The 18351-nt window shown below is 71.6% G+C and carries 13 protein-coding genes; 7 read left to right on the forward strand and 6 right to left on the reverse strand.

Annotated features, from left to right (window positions below; genetic code table 11):
• Positions 1-277 precede the first annotated feature (277 nt).
• The gene (nhaA, locus tag ABZ374_RS46350) at positions 278-2164 is read left to right on the forward strand and encodes a Na+/H+ antiporter NhaA (protein ID WP_360324313.1); all 1887 of its coding nucleotides are present in this window, start codon (positions 278-280) and stop codon (positions 2162-2164) included.
• Positions 2165-2371: 207 nt separating this feature from the next.
• Complete coding sequence (locus tag ABZ374_RS46355; protein ID WP_360324315.1) at positions 2372-3577, forward strand: methyltransferase domain-containing protein; 1206 nt, start codon at positions 2372-2374, stop codon at positions 3575-3577.
• A gap of 56 nt (positions 3578-3633) precedes the next feature.
• On the opposite strand, the gene ABZ374_RS46360 is transcribed toward ABZ374_RS46355, so the two are convergent.
• Positions 3634-4443: an alpha/beta fold hydrolase gene (locus ABZ374_RS46360; RefSeq protein ID WP_360324317.1), complete on the reverse strand. Its 810-nt coding sequence runs from the start codon at positions 4441-4443 to the stop codon at positions 3634-3636.
• Positions 4444-4806: 363 nt separating this feature from the next.
• Between ABZ374_RS46360 and ABZ374_RS46365 the strand changes: the two genes are divergently transcribed.
• Complete coding sequence (locus ABZ374_RS46365; RefSeq protein WP_360324319.1) at positions 4807-5025, forward strand: hypothetical protein; 219 nt, start codon at positions 4807-4809, stop codon at positions 5023-5025.
• Between the two features lie 132 nt (positions 5026-5157).
• Here ABZ374_RS46365 and ABZ374_RS46370 read toward each other — a convergent pair whose 3' ends face one another.
• Positions 5158-6252, reverse strand: a complete 1095-nt coding sequence (locus ABZ374_RS46370; RefSeq protein ID WP_360324337.1) for a chitinase — start codon at positions 6250-6252, stop codon at positions 5158-5160.
• Positions 6253-7063: 811 nt separating this feature from the next.
• Here ABZ374_RS46370 and ABZ374_RS46375 point away from each other — a divergent pair.
• Positions 7064-8620 carry an NAD(P)/FAD-dependent oxidoreductase gene (locus ABZ374_RS46375; RefSeq protein ID WP_360324321.1) on the forward strand — a complete coding sequence of 519 codons (1557 nt, stop codon included), beginning with the start codon at positions 7064-7066 and terminating at the stop codon, positions 8618-8620.
• Here the strand turns inward: ABZ374_RS46375 and ABZ374_RS46380 are convergent.
• Together ABZ374_RS46380 and ABZ374_RS46385 are read right to left on the reverse strand one after the other, a co-directional pair.
• Positions 8590-9822, reverse strand: a complete 1233-nt coding sequence (locus ABZ374_RS46380) for a styrene monooxygenase/indole monooxygenase family protein (protein ID WP_360324323.1) — start codon at positions 9820-9822, stop codon at positions 8590-8592. The genes ABZ374_RS46375 and ABZ374_RS46380 overlap by 31 nt on opposite strands.
• Positions 9823-10062: 240 nt before the next feature.
• Positions 10063-12570 carry a CRISPR-associated endonuclease Cas3'' gene (locus tag ABZ374_RS46385; RefSeq protein WP_360324325.1) on the reverse strand — a complete coding sequence of 836 codons (2508 nt, stop codon included), beginning with the start codon at positions 12568-12570 and terminating at the stop codon, positions 10063-10065.
• A gap of 281 nt (positions 12571-12851) precedes the next feature.
• Here ABZ374_RS46385 and ABZ374_RS46390 point away from each other — a divergent pair, with 281 nt between their 5' ends.
• Entirely contained in the window at positions 12852-14024 is a 1173-nt protein-coding gene (locus ABZ374_RS46390; protein WP_360324327.1) for an aminotransferase class I/II-fold pyridoxal phosphate-dependent enzyme, read from the forward strand.
• Between the two features lie 34 nt (positions 14025-14058).
• On the opposite strand, the gene ABZ374_RS46395 is transcribed toward ABZ374_RS46390, so the two are convergent.
• A complete protein-coding gene (locus ABZ374_RS46395) occupies positions 14059-14637 on the reverse strand; it encodes a hypothetical protein (RefSeq protein WP_360324329.1) in 579 nt (192 codons plus the stop codon).
• Positions 14634-14885 (reverse strand): helix-turn-helix transcriptional regulator, encoded by a 252-nt coding sequence (locus ABZ374_RS46400; protein ID WP_360324331.1) that lies wholly within the window; start codon positions 14883-14885, stop codon positions 14634-14636. Before ABZ374_RS46400 ends, ABZ374_RS46395 begins: the two co-directional genes overlap by 4 nt.
• Before the next feature lie 303 nt (positions 14886-15188).
• On the opposite strand from ABZ374_RS46400, the gene ABZ374_RS46405 reads away from it, so the two are divergent.
• Together ABZ374_RS46405 and ABZ374_RS46410 are read left to right on the forward strand one after the other, a co-directional pair.
• Positions 15189-17501, forward strand: a complete 2313-nt coding sequence (locus tag ABZ374_RS46405) for a glycosyl hydrolase family 18 protein (RefSeq protein WP_360324333.1) — start codon at positions 15189-15191, stop codon at positions 17499-17501.
• 398 nt (positions 17502-17899) lie between these two features.
• Entirely contained in the window at positions 17900-18220 is a 321-nt protein-coding gene (locus tag ABZ374_RS46410; protein WP_360324335.1) for a hypothetical protein, read from the forward strand.
• Positions 18221-18351: the final 131 nt, after the last annotated feature.

Genomic DNA, 18351 nt, shown 5'->3' on the forward strand with positions numbered 1-18351 from the left:
CGACCCCACCGTCCTGCAGGCCACCGTCTGGCTCCTCTACCTCGTCCCCGTCATGGCCCTGTTCCTCCTGCTCCCCAAGGGCGGCACCAAGACCCAGGCACCGACCCCGCAGGAAACCACCGCCGGCTGAGCCGCAAACCGACCCGGCCCCGGCAAACCCCGGCGGCGAGTGGCAGGCGGGCGGCGGTTGGTGTGGCGGGATGATCATCGCCGCGCGGTGGGCGGTATCGTCTGATTCGCTTCCGTCGGGGGGCTTGGCACAACAGGGGGCATTCGCATGGCGCAGGCGTCCGGCGACGGGGATCTGTCGGGGCAGTCGCTGGACGAGGGCGGGGCCCGCACCGCGCGCTGGGCGTTCATCCGGACCGAGAGCGGCAGCGCGACCGTGTTGCTCGCCGCCACCCTGGTCGCGCTGGCCTGGGCGAACATCGGCGCCGACTCCTACGAATCGCTCTGGCACACCCACCTGTCGGTGCGGCTCGGCGACTCCGGCGTGTCCCTGGACCTGCGCGAGTGGGTCAACAGCGGGCTGATGACGCTGTTCTTCTTCGTGGTCGGCCTGGAGGCCCGACGCGAGTTCGACATGGGCGAACTGCGCGAACGGCGCCGGTTGACCCTGCCGTTGCTGGCCGGTCTCAGCGGCATGGCGGTGCCGGTGCTGATCTATCTGGCGATCAACGCGGGCGAATCCTCGGTGCACGGCTGGGGCGCCGCGATGTCCACCGACACGGCCTTCGCGCTGGGCATGCTCGCCCTGCTCGGCAACCGCTTCCCCCGCCGGCTGCACACCTTCATCCTGACCGTCGCCGTGGTCGACGACTTCCTCGCGCTGGTGGTGATCGCGATCGCCTACAGCGACCACATCGACGTACCGGCGCTGCTGGTGGCGCTCGCGCTGCTCGTGGTGATCGTGCTGGTGCGCACCGCGAAGGTGCGGCGCGGCAGCGCGTACGGCGTGCTCGGGGTGATCACCTGGGTCGCGGTGCTCAAGTCGGGTGTGGACCCGGTGGTGGTGGGCCTGGTGATGGGCCTGTTGACCTTCGCCTACCCGGCGTCGCGGGCCGAATTGGAGCGGGCCACCGGCCTGTTCCGCTCCTTCCGCGAGCAGCCCACGCCGGAGTTGGAACGCAGCGCCCGGCTGGGCATGGCCGCGGCCCTGTCGCCGAACGAGCGCCTGCAGCGGATGTACCACCCGTGGACCAGCTATGTGATCGTGCCGCTGTTCGCGCTGGCCAACGCCGGCATCACGCTCGACGCCGGGCTGATCTCCCGGGCCTACACCTCGCCGGTGACGCTGGGCATCCTGTTCGGCTACGTGGTGGGCAAGCCGGTGGGCGTCATCGGCGTCGCCGCGCTGACCACCCGGCTCAGTCGCGGCCGGCTGCGGCCGCCGGTCGGCTGGGGTGCCGTGGTCGGCGGTGGCACGATCGCCGGCGTGGGCTTCACCGTGTCGTTGCTGATCGCCACGCTGGCCTTCGAGGGGGATCGGCTCGACGAGGCCAAGGTGGGCGTACTCAGCGCGGTGGTCTGCGCGTTCGTGCTGACCTGGCTGGTCTCGGTGGTGATCGCCGCGATGCCGCGCCCGGCCCGCTCGCGGGCACTGCTCGGCACCGCGCAGAGCCTGGTCGACCTGGCCGTGCCGGTGGATCCCGAGCGCGACCACATTCGCGGTCCGATCGACGCCCCGGTGACGCTGGTGGAGTACGGCGACTTCGAATGCCCCTACTGCGGTCTGGCCGAGCCGGTGGTGCGCGAACTGCTCGCCGACTTCGGCGACGTGCGCTACGTGTGGCGCCATCTGCCGCTGCCGGACGTGCATCCCCGGGCCCGGCTCGCCGCGATCGCCGCCGAGGCCGCCGCCGAGCAGGGCGCGTTCTGGGAGATGCTCGACCACCTGCTGGAGAACCAGGACGCGCTCAAGCCCGGCGATCTGGTCGAGCACGCCCAAGCCCTGGGACTGGACGTGGCGGAGTTCCGGATCGCCTTGCGTGCCCACCGCGGCGCCGACCGGGTGACCGAGGACGAGGAGTCGGCCGACCTGAGCGGGGTCTCCGGCACCCCCACCTTCTTCGTCAACGGCCGTCGACACCACGGCCCGTACGACATCGACGGACTCACCGCCGCGGTACACGCGGCCAAGGAACGCGCGTTGATGGACCGCTGAGCGGGCGGGGGCCGCCGGCACATTCGAGGGGCCGGATCGGCCGGACCCGGGCACTCCTGCGGGGGTTGCTTCGTTGGCACGGCAAGTTCCTTGAGCGCCTTGACGCTTACGCTTCGAGGTTTCTAGGGTGCGGTGCGTAGTCATCCTCCTGAAAGGTTGGTTCGCGATGCACGGTCAGTCCGTCTTATCCGATCGACGGTTCGTGTCATGACGGTGGGGCCCGACACACTCACGGCCCTCCTGAAGGGCAAGGACGTTCTTCCGGCGGGCTGGGAATCGGTGTTCGGCATGGTGGCCCGCGAGGACTTCGTCCCCGCCCGGATCTGGCCCGACGACAGCGACGCGCCGGTGGACCGCGATCGCGATCCGGAGGCGTGGCGCCGGGCGGTCTACTCGGATCGGGCACTGGTGACCCAGTGGGACGACGGCCGGCACACCGGCAGCACCGCCGGGACGTTGGCCACCTCGTCGGCGTCCACGCCGTCCACGCTCGCCGAGATGCTCTACGACCTGGACGCGGCACCGGGCATGCGGGTGTTGGAGGTCGGCACCGGGACCGGCTACAGCGCCGGCCTGTTGGCGGCGCGCGGCTGCCGGGTGACCTCGATCGAGGTCGACCCGCAACTGGCCCACCGGGCCCGGGAGAACCTGGCCGCCGCCGGATTCGGCGATCTCGTCGAGGTGATCACCGGCGACGGCACGCTCGGCCACCCGGCGGGCGGCCCGTACGAACGCATCCAAGTCACCGCGGGGGTCCGGCGCGTGCCGCCCGCGTGGGTCGAACAGGCCGCGCCCGGTGCGGTGATCGTGCTGCCCTGGGGCACCGACTACGGCAGCGGCGACTGCGCGCTGCGCCTGGTGGTCGACCCGGATCGGCGCGCCGCGAGCGGGCCGTTCACGCTGGCCACCGCGTTCATGAAGCTGCGCGCGCATCGCCCGCACTGGGGCAGGTACGGCGGCGCGGCGCTGCCCGAGGACTGGGCCGCCTACGCGCAGCCGACCACCAGCACGCTCGGCTACGACGACGTGGTGGGCGGCCCGTTCGACCCGGTGGCGCTGGTGCTGGGTCTGTGTGTGCCCGATTGCCTGGCCCGGCCGGTGTTGCACGGCGCGCTCGGCGGCACGTTGTGGCTCTACGGCGCCGACACCGGGCACGGGCACTCGATCGCCGCCGCGCACTTCGCCGCCCAAGACCCGCCGACGATCCGCCAGTCCGGCCCGCGCCGGTTGTGGGACGAGGTCGAGGCGACCTGGCACTGGTGGTATTCCCGGGGGCGGCCCACCATCCACGACTTCGGCCTCACCGTACAACTCGGCGACGGCGACACGGTGGAACAACAACCGTGGTACCGCTCCCCCGACCATCCTCTCCTCGCGCCGGCCCACGACTGGGCGCCGCCCGCGGCCCGTTGACCCGGCCGAGCCCGCTCGGCGCCGCCGCGCCGGGGCCGAGCACCGTCTTCGACGGGTCACGTGCGGGGGAAGCCGGCGTCGGCGAGCCAGCTCAGCGAGGCGTCCGCGATCTCGGGCCAGCCGTGATCGAGGATCAGCGAGTGTCCCCGGTCCTCGAAGCAGCGATACTCGGTGGTGGCCCGGGACTTGGCGTACCGCTTGAAGGTGGCGCGGGTCAGCACGTCGGGCACCGTGTGGTCGGCCTTGCCGGACAGCAGCAGCAGCGGTCCGCGCGACTGGTTCTCGGTGGCCACCTTGGCGGCCGAGTTCGGGGTGACGTTGCCCAGCGTCAACTGGAAGAGCGGCCGGGCCGGGCTGGGGATCGTCCAGGCCGCGAACAGGTCCTCGGACTCCTTGAGCGGGACGGTGTTGGCGAAGGCGTAGCGGAAGCGGGCCTGATTCAGCGACACCACCCGCTTGATGTTGGCCGGATTGCGCAGGAACGCGAAGGTCGACTTCGCCTGGGCCGGACCGACCGCCTTGACCCCCTTGATCGGAGCCGGCGCGATCGCCACGGCCGCTGCGGCGAGCCCCTCGCCCAACAGGTGCTGGGTGATGAAACCGCCGACCGAGTGGCCGATCAGGACGGGCGGGGAGGGCAGCTCGCGGATGGCCCGGACATGCGCCTCGGCGATCTCCGCGAGGCCGACGCCGCTCTGTGGCTCCGGCTGTCGGCGCGCCGCCAGGACGGTGTCCGGAACGCCGGGCCACTCCGGCAGCACCGGTTCGAAGCCGGCCTCGCGAAAGCGCTCGGCCCAGGCCCGCCAACTGGTCGAGTGCAACCACAGGCCGTGGATGAACACGACGGGTGTGCGCTTGGTGGTCATGCGTCACCTCGCTCGCGAACGGCTCGATCCGAGGACCGCCGCGGAGACGACCTTCATGGCGGGCGACGGGGCAATCGACGCCGCTCGTCCCGCCGGTCACGCCCGCGACCGGCCGCACGAAGATCCTTTACCGCCACTGTGTCACCGCTGCCGCCCGGGCGCGCGCCGGCTCCCGGGCCCGAGCGGTGGTGGCGGGCGAGAGTCGCCGATGGGCTTGGGGTAAGGTTTCTACAGATGTGTAGAAGCCTGGTTTCGGCGGATTCGACTCGGTCGAAACCGCTCCGTCGCCTGCGGATCAGGGGTGGAACTGTGCTGAATGATCATCGAGAGCGGTCCACGGCCGACGGCCCGGAGACCCAGTGGGTGCAAGCTCCTCCGGAGGAGGAGATCCGCCGCGTCTACGAGCCGGTGGAGATCCGTAATCGCGACGGCAGTTGGGCGCTCGGGCGGATCAACGCCCGCTGGCACGGCGACCGGGGCCAGGACTGGTGCCGACTGCGCATCGTGGGCAGCGACCGCCCGGCCCGCTGGGTGCCGTTCGATCCGGACGTGTTCGTCGAATTGCAGATCGACGGGACCTGACGCCACCACCGGCACCGCTCGGCGAACCCCGGACATGGCCCCGGGGCCGACGCGGCATGCGCGTCGACCCCGGGCCGCAGCGGCGGTCTGCGGTCCCTGCCGTCGGCGACCCCGCAGGGCCCCGACGTGGCATCAGCGGCCCTGGAGGGCCTTGACGTTGTTGCCGAAGGACCAGCTCTTGGAGCCGTCCCAGTTGATCGACCAGGTCATCAGGCCCTTGAGACCGCCGCTGTAGCGGTTCCACGCCTGGGCGACCTGAGGGGGCGTCATGTAGCCGCCACCGGCGCCCGGTTGCGCGGGCAGCCCGGGGACCTGCTTGTCGAAGGGCACCTTGATCGTAGTGCCCTGGATGACCAGTCCGCGGTTGAGGCAGTCGGTCTGCGCGGTGAAGCCGGCGACCGTGCCGGCGGAGTACGAGTCGCCCGAGCAGCCGTACATGTTGCCGTTGTAGTACTGCATGTTCAGCCACCACAGCCGACCGTTGTCCGCGTACTTCTTCACGATCGGCAGGTACGCGCCCCAGATCGAGCCGTAGACCACGCTGCCGCCGGTGACGTAGGCGGTCTCGGGTGCCATGGTCAGGCCGAAGTTGCTCGGCATCCGGGCCAGGATGCCGTCGATGATGTAGACCAGGTTGGCCTGCGAGGCGGACAGCGTGTTGATGTTGCCGCCGCCGACCAGGCCGGTCTCGATGTCGATGTCGATGCCGTCGAAGTTGTAGGTTTGCAGGATCGGCACGATGGTCGCGATGAACCGGTCCGCGACGGTGCGGGAGTTGAGGTCGATGCCGGCCGCCGCTCCGCCGATGGACATCAGGATGGTGGCACCGGCCTCCTTGGCCTGACACATCTCGGTCGGCGTCGCGACCTTGACGTTCTGGTCCATCCCGTCCTGCCACAGCGCGGTGCCGTCGCCGAGGATGACCGGGAAGGCCGCGTTCAGCACGTTGTAGCCGTGTGCGGCGATCCGCGGGTCGGTGATCGGGGTCCAGCCGAACGGCGGATGCACACCGTTCACCGCACCGTCCCAGTTCTCCCAGTAGCCCTGGAGCACCTTGCCCGCGGGCTTCGACTTGACCGCGCAGGTGCTGCCCACCGACCCGCTCGCGTGCTTGGCCGGCTGCGAAGTGCCGTGTGTTTCGGCGTTGTTCGGTGCGGCCGCGACCGACCCGGCAACCGTGAAGGCGACCGCGACCGCGGCCCCCAGAAGGCGTGACGTGCGACCCATCATGCTCGATTCCCTTTCGGCACTTCGAGCGCGGCCGAGCACGGAAGGGAACGCCCTGCGTGGCACGCCTACCTCCCGGGCGGGGACGGGCCCGGAGACTCACGTGGTGCGATTGCCATGACCGTAAAGTGGTCCAGACCTTCCGGTCAATAGGTCTGGACCACTGGCAAACTCCGGCAAATGCCGCCGACGGTCGGCGGGACGGGGCGCTGCGCTGCGCGGGCGGGGCTGCCGGGGCGCGGGCACGGCGCGCGGAGGGAGCGGGTGGGGTGGGGCGGCGGCGCAGCGCGGGTGGGGCGGGGTGGAGCAGCGCGGGTGGCGGCGCGGCCCGGGTTGACGACGCGGGGTGGGGTGGCGGCGCGGGGCGGAGCGGGTGGGGTGGGGCGGCGCGGCCCGGCGCGGGGTGGGGTGGGCAAGGCGAAGCGGTGGGGCGGGGCGGAGCGGGCGCAGTGGGGTGGGGTGGCGGCGCGGGGCGGGGTGGGGTGAAGCCGCACGGCGCGGGGTGGGATGGGGTGGCCGCACGGCCCGGCGCGAGGTGGGCAAGGCAGAGCAGTGGGGCGGGGCGGACGCGGTGGGTGGGGGTGGCGGAGCGGGGTGGGGCGGAGCCGCACGGCGCGGGGGTGGGTGGGGCGGAGCCAGGCGCGGGGGTGGGGCGGCGGCAAGCGCGGGGTGGGCGAGGCGGAGTGGTGGGGTGGGGTGGGGTGGGGGTGGTTTGGGTGTTCGGTACCGTGGCCGGGTTGTCGGGGGTTGGGTTGCGGGTCTCGGGGCTGTGTGTGGTGGGTGACTGTGGGATGGGGGTTGGCGCAGGGTCATGGAACACGTCGACGTCCTGATCGTCGGTGCCGGCATCGCGGGCATCGGCGCCGCCTGCCACCTGCGGCGGCGCTCGCCGGGCAGGTCGGTGCTGATCCTGGAGGGCCGCGAGGCGATCGGCGGGACCTGGGATCTGTTCCGCTATCCCGGCATCCGCTCGGACTCGGACATGCACACCCTGGGCTACTCCTTCCGCCCGTGGGCCGCCGGTGATTCGATCGCCGAGGGCGCGGTGATCCGGGAGTACATCCGGGACACCGCGCGTGAGCACGGCGTGGACCGACTGGTGCGCTTCGGTCACCGGGTGGTGGACGCCGCGTGGTCCGGCGAAACGGGCCGGTGGACGGTTCGGGCGGTGCGGACGCACGGTGCGGACGGCGCCGGCGACCGCGACGGCGCGACCGAGACCGAGACCGTGGAGCTGACCTGCTCGTTCCTGTTCGGGTGCACCGGCTACTTCCGCTACGACCAGGGCTACACACCCGAGTTCCCCGGCATCGAGAACTTCGCCGGGCCGGTGGTGCACCCGCAGGCGTGGCCCGAGGACCTGGACCACGCGGACCGGCGGGTGGTGGTGATCGGGAGCGGCGCGACCGCCGTCACCCTGGTCCCGACGCTGGCCCGCACCGCGGCGCACGTGACCATGCTCCAGCGCTCGCCCGGCTACGTCATGGCGTTGTCCAGGCGCGACGCGACGGGTGCGCGATTGCGCCGGGTGTTGCCGGATCGGACCGCGTACGCGCTGATCCGGGCCAAGAGCATCGGCATGGCCATGCTCGCCTTCCACCTCTCGCGCCGCGCGCCCACGCTGATGAAGTCGGTGCTGCGCCGGGGCGCGATCCGCCGACTGCCCGAAGGGTACGACGTGGACACCCACTTCGCGCCCCGCTACGACCCATGGGACCAGCGCATGTGTTTCGTCCCGGACGGCGACCTGTTCACCGCCCTGCACGGCGAACGCGCCTCGATCGTCACCGACACGATCGCCGGCTTCACCGAGACGGGCGTGTGCCTGGCGTCCGGCACCGAACTGCCCGCCGACATCGTGGTGTCCGCGACGGGACTGAACCTGCGCATCCTCGGCGGCATCACGCTGCGCGTGGACGGGACCCCGGTCGAACCGTCCGAAACCGTGGCCTACAAGGGCATGATGCTCTCCGGCGTGCCCAACTTCGCGTTCGCGATCGGCTACACCAACGCCTCCTGGACGCTCAAGTGCGACTTGGTCGGCGAGTACGTCTGCCGACTGCTGAACCACATGGACGCACACGACCGGCAGGTGTGCATACCGCAGGCTCCCTCGGCCGACATGCCGCTGGAGCCGCTGCTCGACCTCGAATCGGGGTACGTGCAACGCGGTTCCGCGTCGTTGCCCAAGCAGGGGTCGGCCACCCCGTGGCGGCTGCACGAGAACTATCCGCGCGACATGCTGATGCTGCGACACGGCACGCTCCGGGATCGGGGCATGCGCTTCGCGCGGGTCGGCCGGCCGGCCGAGGCCGGTGCCGAGCAGGATCCGCCGGATCAGGCCCGCGCGGCGACCTCGCGCAGATAGGCGTCCGTCCGGTCCGGCTCGTACAGGAAGTTCTCGAAGTCGGCCGGGGTGTCGATGGCTCGGGCCACGCGATCGGCGACCTCTTGGTACTCGTTGCCGGCCGCCAGCAATCGCACCACGTGCTCGGGCGGCGGCGCGAGCAGCGCGGTGGTGAACTTCACCGAGTGCCGGGCGTACGCCCAGAACCGCTCGAAGGTGTCCTGCATCCAGTCCCGGTCGAACGGCTTGTCGCCGTGCTCGACGATCGCGTCCAGGTGGACCGCCGCCGCCCGGGCCGCACTGTTGGCGCCCTGGCCGGAGATCGGGTCGTTCGCCACCACCACGTCGGCGATGCCCAACGCGAGGCCACCCGAGGGCAGTTCGGCCACCGGTCGGCGTACCACCGGGGTGAAGGCGCCGCTGAGCACACCCAGTGCGTCGGTCAACTCGGCGGCCCGGGTGCGCTCGTAGTCCCAGGGCGCGTAGGTGCGGATCAACTCCAGTGTGGACGCCCAGTGTTCCTGCGGATCGCGGACGCCGGTGAAGCGGTCGAACGGGCCGCCGGGGATCGCCTCGACCAGGATGATCTCGCACGGTCCGGACAGCGTGAGGCCGGGCAGGTAGTACAGCTCGCCCAGGCCGGGGATCACGTTCAGGTGCACCGCCTGCAGGCCGACCTCCGGGCGGGGCGTGACGCCGTGCACGTAGGACACCGCCAGGTGTCGCTGCGGCACGGTGTGCACCGAGCGCTCGTGGTCGCGGTCGAACATGGTGACCAGTTCGCCCTTGCCGGCCGCGACGACGACGAGGTCGTAATTCCGGCTGTACCAGTCGATGTCGCCGACCGAGACCGGATGCAGCACCAGATGCCCGCCGCGGCGCGCGAACAGTTCCAGCCAGGTGGACATCTTCACCCGCTGGTCGACCGACTCCGAGCCGCCCATGTCGCCGAGCCAGTCGACGAACGGCACGCCGTCCGGGCCGGGGATGGTGAACCCGGTGGAGGCCAGCTTGGGCACCTGGTCGTCCCACAGGTCCAGGCCCTGGGCGGCCTCCAGGGCCAGTTGCGAGGGGAACATCATCTGGGTCGAGCTGACCCGGCCGGCCCGAATCTCCTCCGGCGTGCGCTCGGTCATCACGGTGACGTCGTAGCCTCGGTCCTGGAGCCCCAACGCGAGCTGAAGCCCGGAGTGGCCGGCGCCGACGATCAGGATCCTGCGCACGAGTGACGCTCCTTCCGGTTCACGGTCGAATGCATGCTATGGCCACGCATCTTCCGGTCGGCGGGCGCCCTCACCGGCCGGGTGGCCGGCGGGTGCGGCGCACCAGCGGCGGCAGCACGCGAGCAGCCAGGGGATGGTCGGGTGGCGCAGCGGCGCGATGGCACCCCGGATCGGACGGGCAACGGGCGTTCGAAGCGCATGGCAGGGGCGGCGGGCGGGCGGTTCGGCTCGGCTCGGCGGTCAGGGGGATGTGGCCGGCAGGAGGTAGGAGCGGCCGGCGCGGCGGTCCGCGATGCGGACCAGGGCTTCCAGGAAGGCGAGTCGGAAGGGGCCCATGCCCGGAGCGTCGCGCAGCCGCAGAACCCGCTCGGTCCAGGCCGTCGACCGGACCTCGGCACCGGGACCGGGCACGACACCCGCGCGGGCGGCGTCCGCGACGCCGGCCGGGCTCCGGCGGCCGTCCCCGACGCCGTCGGCGAAGAGCACGGTGGGGTCCAGCACGATGGCCGGCACCCACCGGTCGCCGGGCAGTTCGACCGGGCCGAGCCGGTCGCCGACCTCGACGCCGAGCACGCGCGGCACGGTGCGTTCGGCCTCGTCCGGCATCGGCCGCACCGATACCCGGACCTTGCCGTGGTGGGCGGCCACCAGGTAGGTGATCAGTTCGGCGTCCGCCGCGTCGTTCAGCAGGTGTACGTCCGGGTGCAAGAGGGCGAGTGCGGAGACCAGTTCGTGTCGGAAGTGGGGGCGCGAGTGCCGCCCCTGGTCGTGGCCGGATTTCGCCCACGGGCCCGGGCCCGGCGGTTCGGCCCCGGGCGGGCAGTCGTCGCACAACATCGCCTGGAACGCGGCGTGCGCCTTGCCCACGTCGTGGTACCGCCCGGCGACGGCCGCCGATTCGACCAGGTGTCCGGGGATCACGAAGCCGGTCTCGGCCAACTCCCGGGCCACCAGCCGCACGTCACGCTCGACATCGGCCAGGTGTCGAGGCAAGTCGATCCAGCGCTCCGCGCACGGCACCGCCGATTCCTCGGCCGCGCCCGGCTCGTCGTCGAGTGGCACGACCGGCACCGGACCGGGGTGGTGCAACCCCCAGCCCGACGCCACGTCGTAGCAACCCGCGGCGGCGTCGGCCAGCACCACCGCCCCCGGCCGCAGGTCGTCCGGCGTCAACGGTCGGCAGCCGCCGGTGCGATCCAGGGTCCACCACCGGTCCGGCCGGCGGGCCGCCGCGCGAGCCACCTCGCTCGCCGGCGCCGGACAGATCTCCACCCGACGCGGGTACGGTTCGCGGTCCCGGGGACGGCCGTTCGGCCAGTGCCGCCAGGTCACGGCGACGTGCGGATCGGCATCGTCGCGAACCCATCGGGCCACCTCGTCGGCGCCCTCGCCCACCTCGGCATCGACGCCCGGCAGCGTATCGAACAGGCGCAGCAGATCCCCGCGCCGCAACACGTGCCGAACCGGCGTGTCCGCGCCTATCGGTGTCCGCGCCAACCGGGTGCCGGTCACCGCGCACCCCTCCAGGCCGATCAACACCCTTGCAGTGCGGCGCAGTTCCGGCTCCGAGTACGGCGCGTGGTGCGCCCCGCCGGCCCCGTCCGTGGGCGGCCACGTCCACAACAGTCGCGCGTCCGGCTCGCGGCCGTCCCGATTGCAGCGCCCGGCCCGCTGGACCAGGGCCGGCCACGAGGCCACTTCGGTCAGCAGCACCCGCGAGGTGATCTCGACGCCGGCCTCCACGACCTGGGTGGCCACCACGATGCGGCCGGCCGCGGCCGGCTCCCGGGCCGATCGTTCGACCAGGACGGCACGTTCGGCCGGGCGCAGCAGCGCGTGCAGGCCGATCAGTTCGGGCGCGGCCGCCCGGCCGGCCACCATCCGGGCCAGCGACGCCCGGACCGCGCAGGCGCGTTCGTCCGTGTTCAGGATCGCCAGCGTCCGTGTCCCGGGGCGGTGCCGGCGGAGCAACTCCGCGGCCACCGCGTCCGGATAGGACTCGGCGTCGGTGGGCATCGGCGCGAACTCGACAGTGCGGGTCGCCTCCAGCCGCCGGGCCAACTCGGTCCCGACCGGCAGGTCGAGTGCGTTCACCATCCGGGCGACCGTCGGATGGTCCGGGGTGCCCAGTCGGGTCGCGTCGCCGAGCGCCGACATCCACATCGTGGACGAGCCACCGACGGTGCCCAACTCGTCGCGTAGGCCCTGGAGTTGCGCGGAGGTCTCCAGGCCCGTGCCCATCAGGTGCGACTCGTCGAAGACGAACTGGGAGCCGGCGTGCAGCAATCCGAAGGACAGCGGCCAGGACGACCGCCCTTCGCCCCGACCGCGCATCAGCAGCCGGGACAACACCGCGTCCTGGGTGCCCACCAGGACGGCCGGCCGGGCGGGCCGCACCTGCCAGTCGTCGGCCTCGGGTTCGGCCCCGACGGACAACACGTGCACGTCGACGTCCGCACTGTGGCCGAGGCGCTCGATCCACTCGACGACGACCCGACGGGTGTACTCGGTCGACGAACGTTGCGGCAGCACGTAGACCAACCGGCCGGGCGTGGCCCGGCGCACCGCGCGTTTGGGATGCGCCAACCGCCGCCACAGCCAGGGCAGTACGGCCGCGACCGTCTTCCCGCAGCCGGTCGGCGCGCACAGCGCCTGCGGCAACTCGTCGCGGGCCAGCGTCTCCTGGTAGGCGTACGGCGGCGACCCCGTCGCCGTACGCACGAACTCGACGAATGAACGTTCGGCCATCCGGTACCCCCGCACCCCGATGCCCGGCACGCAGCCGGACACCGAGCATCCTGCCGGCCCGTACCGACATCGGCGGGCATATCCCCCGATCCGACCGCACGCGAACGCGATTCGTGCCCGGATCGGCCGGAGCGGAGCCGGCTTGCGATCGGCGTGTGATCGGCCGGTGACGCGGTGACGCCACAGCCCGATTCCCCGGCCGAAATCCGGTCGGTGCACGCCCGCGGCAGCCGATGCGGCGTTCTCCGGCCTCGCCGGACGGGTCGCCTAGGGTGAGACGCATGGAGAGCCTGCCGAAGCACATATCCGACATCGACAACCCGTTGCGCGCGCTCACGCTCGACGTGCTGCGGCAACGCACCAGCGAGAAGTGGCGGGCCTACCCGGCGGACGTGCTCCCGGTGTGGGTGGCCGAGATGGACGTACATCTGGCCGAGCCGGTGGCTCGGGCGATCATCGACGCGGTGCGCCTGGGCGACACCGGATACGCGTCGGGCACCGGCTACGCCCGAGCCCTGGCCGACTTCGCGGCCGAGCGCTGGGGCTGGCAGACCCTGGCCGTGGAGCGCACCGCGATCGTGCCGGACGTGATGCTCGGCGTCGTCGAGATGCTCAAGCTGGTCACCGACCCCGGCGGCCGAGTGATCGTCAACTCGCCGGTCTACCCGCCGTTCTTCATGTTCGTGACGAACCTGGACCGGCGGATCGTCGAGGCGCCGCTCGGCGTGGATCGACGGATCGATTTCGAGGCCCTGGAAGCGGCCTTCCGCACCGCGACCGCGACCGGGGAGCGGGCCGCCTACCTGCTGTGCAGCCCGCACAACCCGACCGGCACCGTGCACACCGAGGCGGAACTGGCCACCGTGGCCGCGCTGGCCGCCGAGTACGGGGTACGGGTGGTGGTGGACGAGATCCACGCGCCGCTCGCCCCGCCCGACGTGTTCGTGCCGTACCTGCGCGTACCCGGCGCCGAGAGCGGCCTGTCGCTGATGTCCGCGTCCAAGGGCTGGAACCTGGCCGGCCTCAAGGCCGCGCTCGCCGTGGCCGGTCCGGCCGCCGCCGACGACCTGGCCCGGCTGCCGATCGAGGTGGCGGACGGCCCCAGCCACGTCGGGGTGATCGCGCACACCGCGGCCCTGCGCGACGGCGTGGCCTGGCTCGACGCACTGCTGGCCGGGCTGGCCGAGAACCGGCGGTTGCTGGCCGGGTTGCTCGCCGAGCAGTTGCCGGGCGTGCGGTACACCCCGGCCGAGAGCACCTACCTGGCCTGGTTGGACTGCCGCGAACTGGGCCTGGGCGACCGCCCGGCGGCGCACTTCCTCGAACACGGTCGGGTCGCGCTGACCTGCGGCACCGACTTCGGCACCGGCGGCGCGGGGCACGCCCGGTTCAATCTGGGCACCCACCCGGACATCGTCGCCGAGGCGGTCCGCCGGATGGCCGGCTCGATCTGATCCACGACCGATCGTCGACGCGCCGGCCGGGCCCTCACCGCGGTGGGCGCGGCCCGGCCGCGTACTCCAGGGCGTGCAGGAGGTATACGGCGGAAGCGTCGGTGTGGTCGTGGCGCAGCGCCCACAGGGCGACCTCGGTGGGGAACTGTACGTCGGCGAAGGCGATCACCACGACGCTGCCGTCCAGGAACAACCGGCTGCGGGCGCTGCCCAGGTCGACCCAGGTCGCGGCGACCGCGAGGGCGGCGTCCTCGTCGGCGCACGGCAGGAACGCGTAGCGACCGTCGAGCAGGGCCGCGGGCAGGATCGCCGCGGCGCGGCGGACTTGGGCCAGGTGTTCGTCGAACGCACGGCGGTGTTCGGGCGCGGACCAGGGCAGGCGGGAGCGCCACAGCAGGCAGGTGCACCACGCGAGCACTGCGTCGTCGTCGGGCGCGGCGCCGGTGTCGGGGGGCGGGTCGGCCCGGTCGGGGTGCGGCTCGGTGCGCAGCTCGTGTCGGGCCAGGGTCCGCGCCTCGACCACGTCCTCCGCGTGCCCCCCGTCCGCCGCGTCGGAGTCGGGCCGCCGATTCGGTTCTTCCTCGCTCAACGATCCGCTTCCGTTCTCGATCATCCGTCCACCCCGCCGGACAGCACGGTAGTGCAACCACCCGGCTCCCGGGCGCGGTCCGGGCCGGAGCCGGCCTCCGAGTCGTTCACCACCACTTTGCCGTCCCGGGACAGTCGCTTCATCGTGGCGTAGACCCGGCCGAAGGACAGCGGCTTGCCGCGGCCGAAAAACGTGTCGTAGTCCCGCTCGAGGTCGTAGCCGTGACTGGGCTCTCGCTCCAGCGGGCCCAGCAAGGTGAGAGGAACGCTCATGCCGGGTGAATACGCGCTCGGCGTCTACGCCGCGTCCATACGCTCGGAGTACAGGTGGCCGACACCCGCATCGACCCGGTGGATCCGGGCGGATGGGCGGCGATTCGTCCGGCGAACATCAACTATTGACGTCGTGGTCCAGACCAATTACCTTCCAATAGGTGTTTTGGTCCAGACCAATTCGCTATGCGACTGCTTCCTGGTCGCGGTCGAGCTCCCCATTCGCCGACCGCGATCACCCCGGTGAGGCGCGCGCGTGCACGGTTCCGTACCGCCCTGTTCCACGCACACAGGGAGAGAGCCATGTCCCCTCACAAGCGCGGATTCCGCTTCCGCAACAGATTCCGGAGCCGGGCCGTTGCCCTGCTCGCCGTCCTCGTCCTGCCCCTGGCCGTGCTCACCGGCCTGCACGCCGGCGCCGCCCAGGCCGCCGGGAAGCTCACCGCGACGTTCTCCATCCAGGACAACGGCTCGTGGTGGAAGGGCACTTACGTCGTGCACAACGGCGGCACCGCCGCCGTGACCGGCTGGCAATTGGAGTTCGACCTGCCGGCCGGCGTCACCGTGACCGGCAACTACTACGGCGACGCCACGGTGACCGGCAGCCATGTCTCGGTCAAGAACGCCTACTACAACGGGACCGTCGCGGCGGGCGGCAGCACCGACCCGTTCAGCTACTGGTTCGTCGGCAACGGCCCGGCCGGGCCGCCCACGCACTGCACGGTCAACGGCGACAAGTGCGACGGCTCGCCCGACGTCCCGCCCAGCGCGCCCGGCGCCCCGCACGCCACCACCGTCACCGCCCACTCGATCGCACTCGGCTGGACCGCCGCGACCGGCGGCGACTACCCGGTGGCCGGCTACGAAGTGGTCTCGGGCGGCGCCACGGTCGCGACCGTGCCGACCGCCTCGGCCACCCTCACCGGCCTCACCCCGGCCACCGCGTACACCTATGCTGTCCGGGCCAAGGACACCAGGGGCAACCTCGGACCGCTCGGCCCACCCGCCACGGTGACCACCGTGGACCCGGCGAGCGATCCGACTCCGCCGACCGCCCCCGGCACCCTGCGCAGCACCGGCAAGACCTCCTCCACCGTCGCGCTGGCCTGGAACGCGTCGACCGACAACGTCGGCGTGGCCGCGTACGACGTCTATCGCGACGGAACCCTGGCCAAGACCGTCCCGGCCGGCACCACGACGGCCACGATCGAGGCCCTGTCCCCCGTCACCAAGTACACCTTCACGGTCAAGGCCCGGGACGCGGCGGACAATTCCTCGCCCGCCTCCAACGCGCTCGACGTCACCACCGACGACATCGCCGGCGCCGGCAAGAACCTGCGGGTCGGCTACTTCGTGCAGTGGGGCATCTACGGCCGGCAGTACTTCGTCAAGAACCTGGACACCTCCGGCTCGGCGGCCAAGCTCGACGTGATCAACTACGCGTTCGAGAACATCGATCCGGTCAACCTGACCTGCATGGCCGGCGTCACCAAGGGCACCACCGCCAACCCGCAGGACCCCGACCAGGGCACCGGCGCGGGCGACGCGGACGCCGACTACGCCCGGCCGATGTCGGCCGCGCAGTCGGTGAACGGGGTGGCCGACGACGGCTGGGCCAAGTTGCGCGGCAACTTCAACCAGCTCAAGCAACTCAAGGCGAAGTACCCGCACTTGAAGGTGGTGGTCTCGCTCGGCGGCTGGACGTACTCCAAGTTCTTCTCGGACGCGGCGGCCACCGAGGCGTCCCGGCAGAAGCTGGTCAAGTCCTGCATCGACATCTGGATCAAGGGCGACCTGCCGGTCTACAACGGCGCGGGCGGGCCGGGCACCGGCGCCGGCATCTTCGACGGGATCGACGTGGACTGGGAGTGGCCCGGCTCGCCCGACGGCCACGCCGGCAACCACTACAACGTCAACGACAAGCAGAACCTGACCCTGCTGCTCGCCGAGTTCCGCAAGCAGCTCGACGCAACGGCCGGGCCGCGCAAGCTGCTTACCGCGTTCACCCCGGCCGACCCGGTCAAGGTGAACCAGGGCTGGGACACCTCGAAGATCTTCGACTACCTGGACGTGGCCAACGTCCAGGGCTACGACTTCCACGGCGCGGGCAGCGACAACTCGTGGGAGCCCAACCGCACCGGTGATCAGGCCAATCTGTACACCGACGCGCAGGACCCCTACCCGACCCACTTCAGCATCGACGACGCGGTGAAGATCTACACCGACGCCGGGGTCAATCCGCGCAAGCTCACCATCGGTTTCCCGTTCTACGGCCGAGGTTGGCAGGCCGTCGCCGACGGCGGCGCGCACGGTGAATGGCAGTCGGCGGGTGGCGCGGCGCCCGGCCAGTTCGCCGAGGAGGCCGGCACCAGGGGCTACTCGAACCTGCTTGCCAGTGTGCCCAATCTGACCGTCTACCACGACGAACAATCCGTCTCGACCTACGGCTACACCGGAGCCGGCGGCCAGTGGTGGACGTTCGACGACGCCTGGTCGATCGCCAAGAAGACCGCCTACCTGAAATCCAAGAATCTACTCGGCGCGATGATTTGGGAGATGTCCGGGGATACCGCGAACGGAGCGCTGATCACCGCGCTCGACAACGGGCTCAAGTAGCACGACAGCCGCAACTCGACGCACGTCGAGGCTCGTCCCGTACCGCCGTCCGGGTCCCCACCGGGCGGCGGTACGGCCGTTTCGGCCGCTGCCGGGTCGCGGCAGCCAACCGCCGAGAAGTCTGGCGCGGGGGCGAATCGGGATGGACACTTCGGGATACATCATGGTGAACACGCCCAGGGGAGGGGATGTTCATGAGCACACCGGACAAGGGTGGCGGGGGATCAGGCAGCGGTGGCGGTGGTTCTTCGTCGTCGAGCTCGTCCAGCTCGTCCAGCTCGTCGAGTTCATCGGGTTCGTCGAGTTCGTCGTCCGCGCCCGTGCAGGCACCGGCACCGCCCCCGCCGCCGCCCCCGCCTCCGCCGCCCCCGCCGCCGCCCGCGCCCGCGCCCGCACCGGTGATCACCGCGGCGGCTCGGCTGGCCGCGTACGCGGCGGCGCCGAACTCCTTCGACATCCACTGGGAGGACCGGGCCTCCTTGACCACCAAGGCGATCCGGATTCCGATGGGCGGGGTCGAGCTGATCGTCAACATTCACTTCGGCAGCGAGGCCGGTGTCTGGTTCGGTTTCGGTAGTGCCTACGTCCGCGGGCAGGACAACAACTTCTGCAACATCAACGCGCAGACCACCCTCGCCCAGCGCCGGCTCATGCGAAACCAGATCGAAGGCGACTTCAACGCCCAGTGCAGTTACGCGTTCGCGCACCGCAACGATTGACCGCCGGCCCGACACGCGAACACCCCGCCGAGGCCACGGCCCTCGGCGGGGCGACACGCTGTTGTTCGCCGTGTAGATCGCCGCGCGGTCCCACGGCGTCGTGCTGCACGTGCTCGGCGGGACGGTGGTCG

It is taken from the genome of Embleya sp. NPDC005971, from assembly GCF_040629175.1.
GTDB lineage: Bacteria > Actinomycetota > Actinomycetes > Streptomycetales > Streptomycetaceae > Embleya.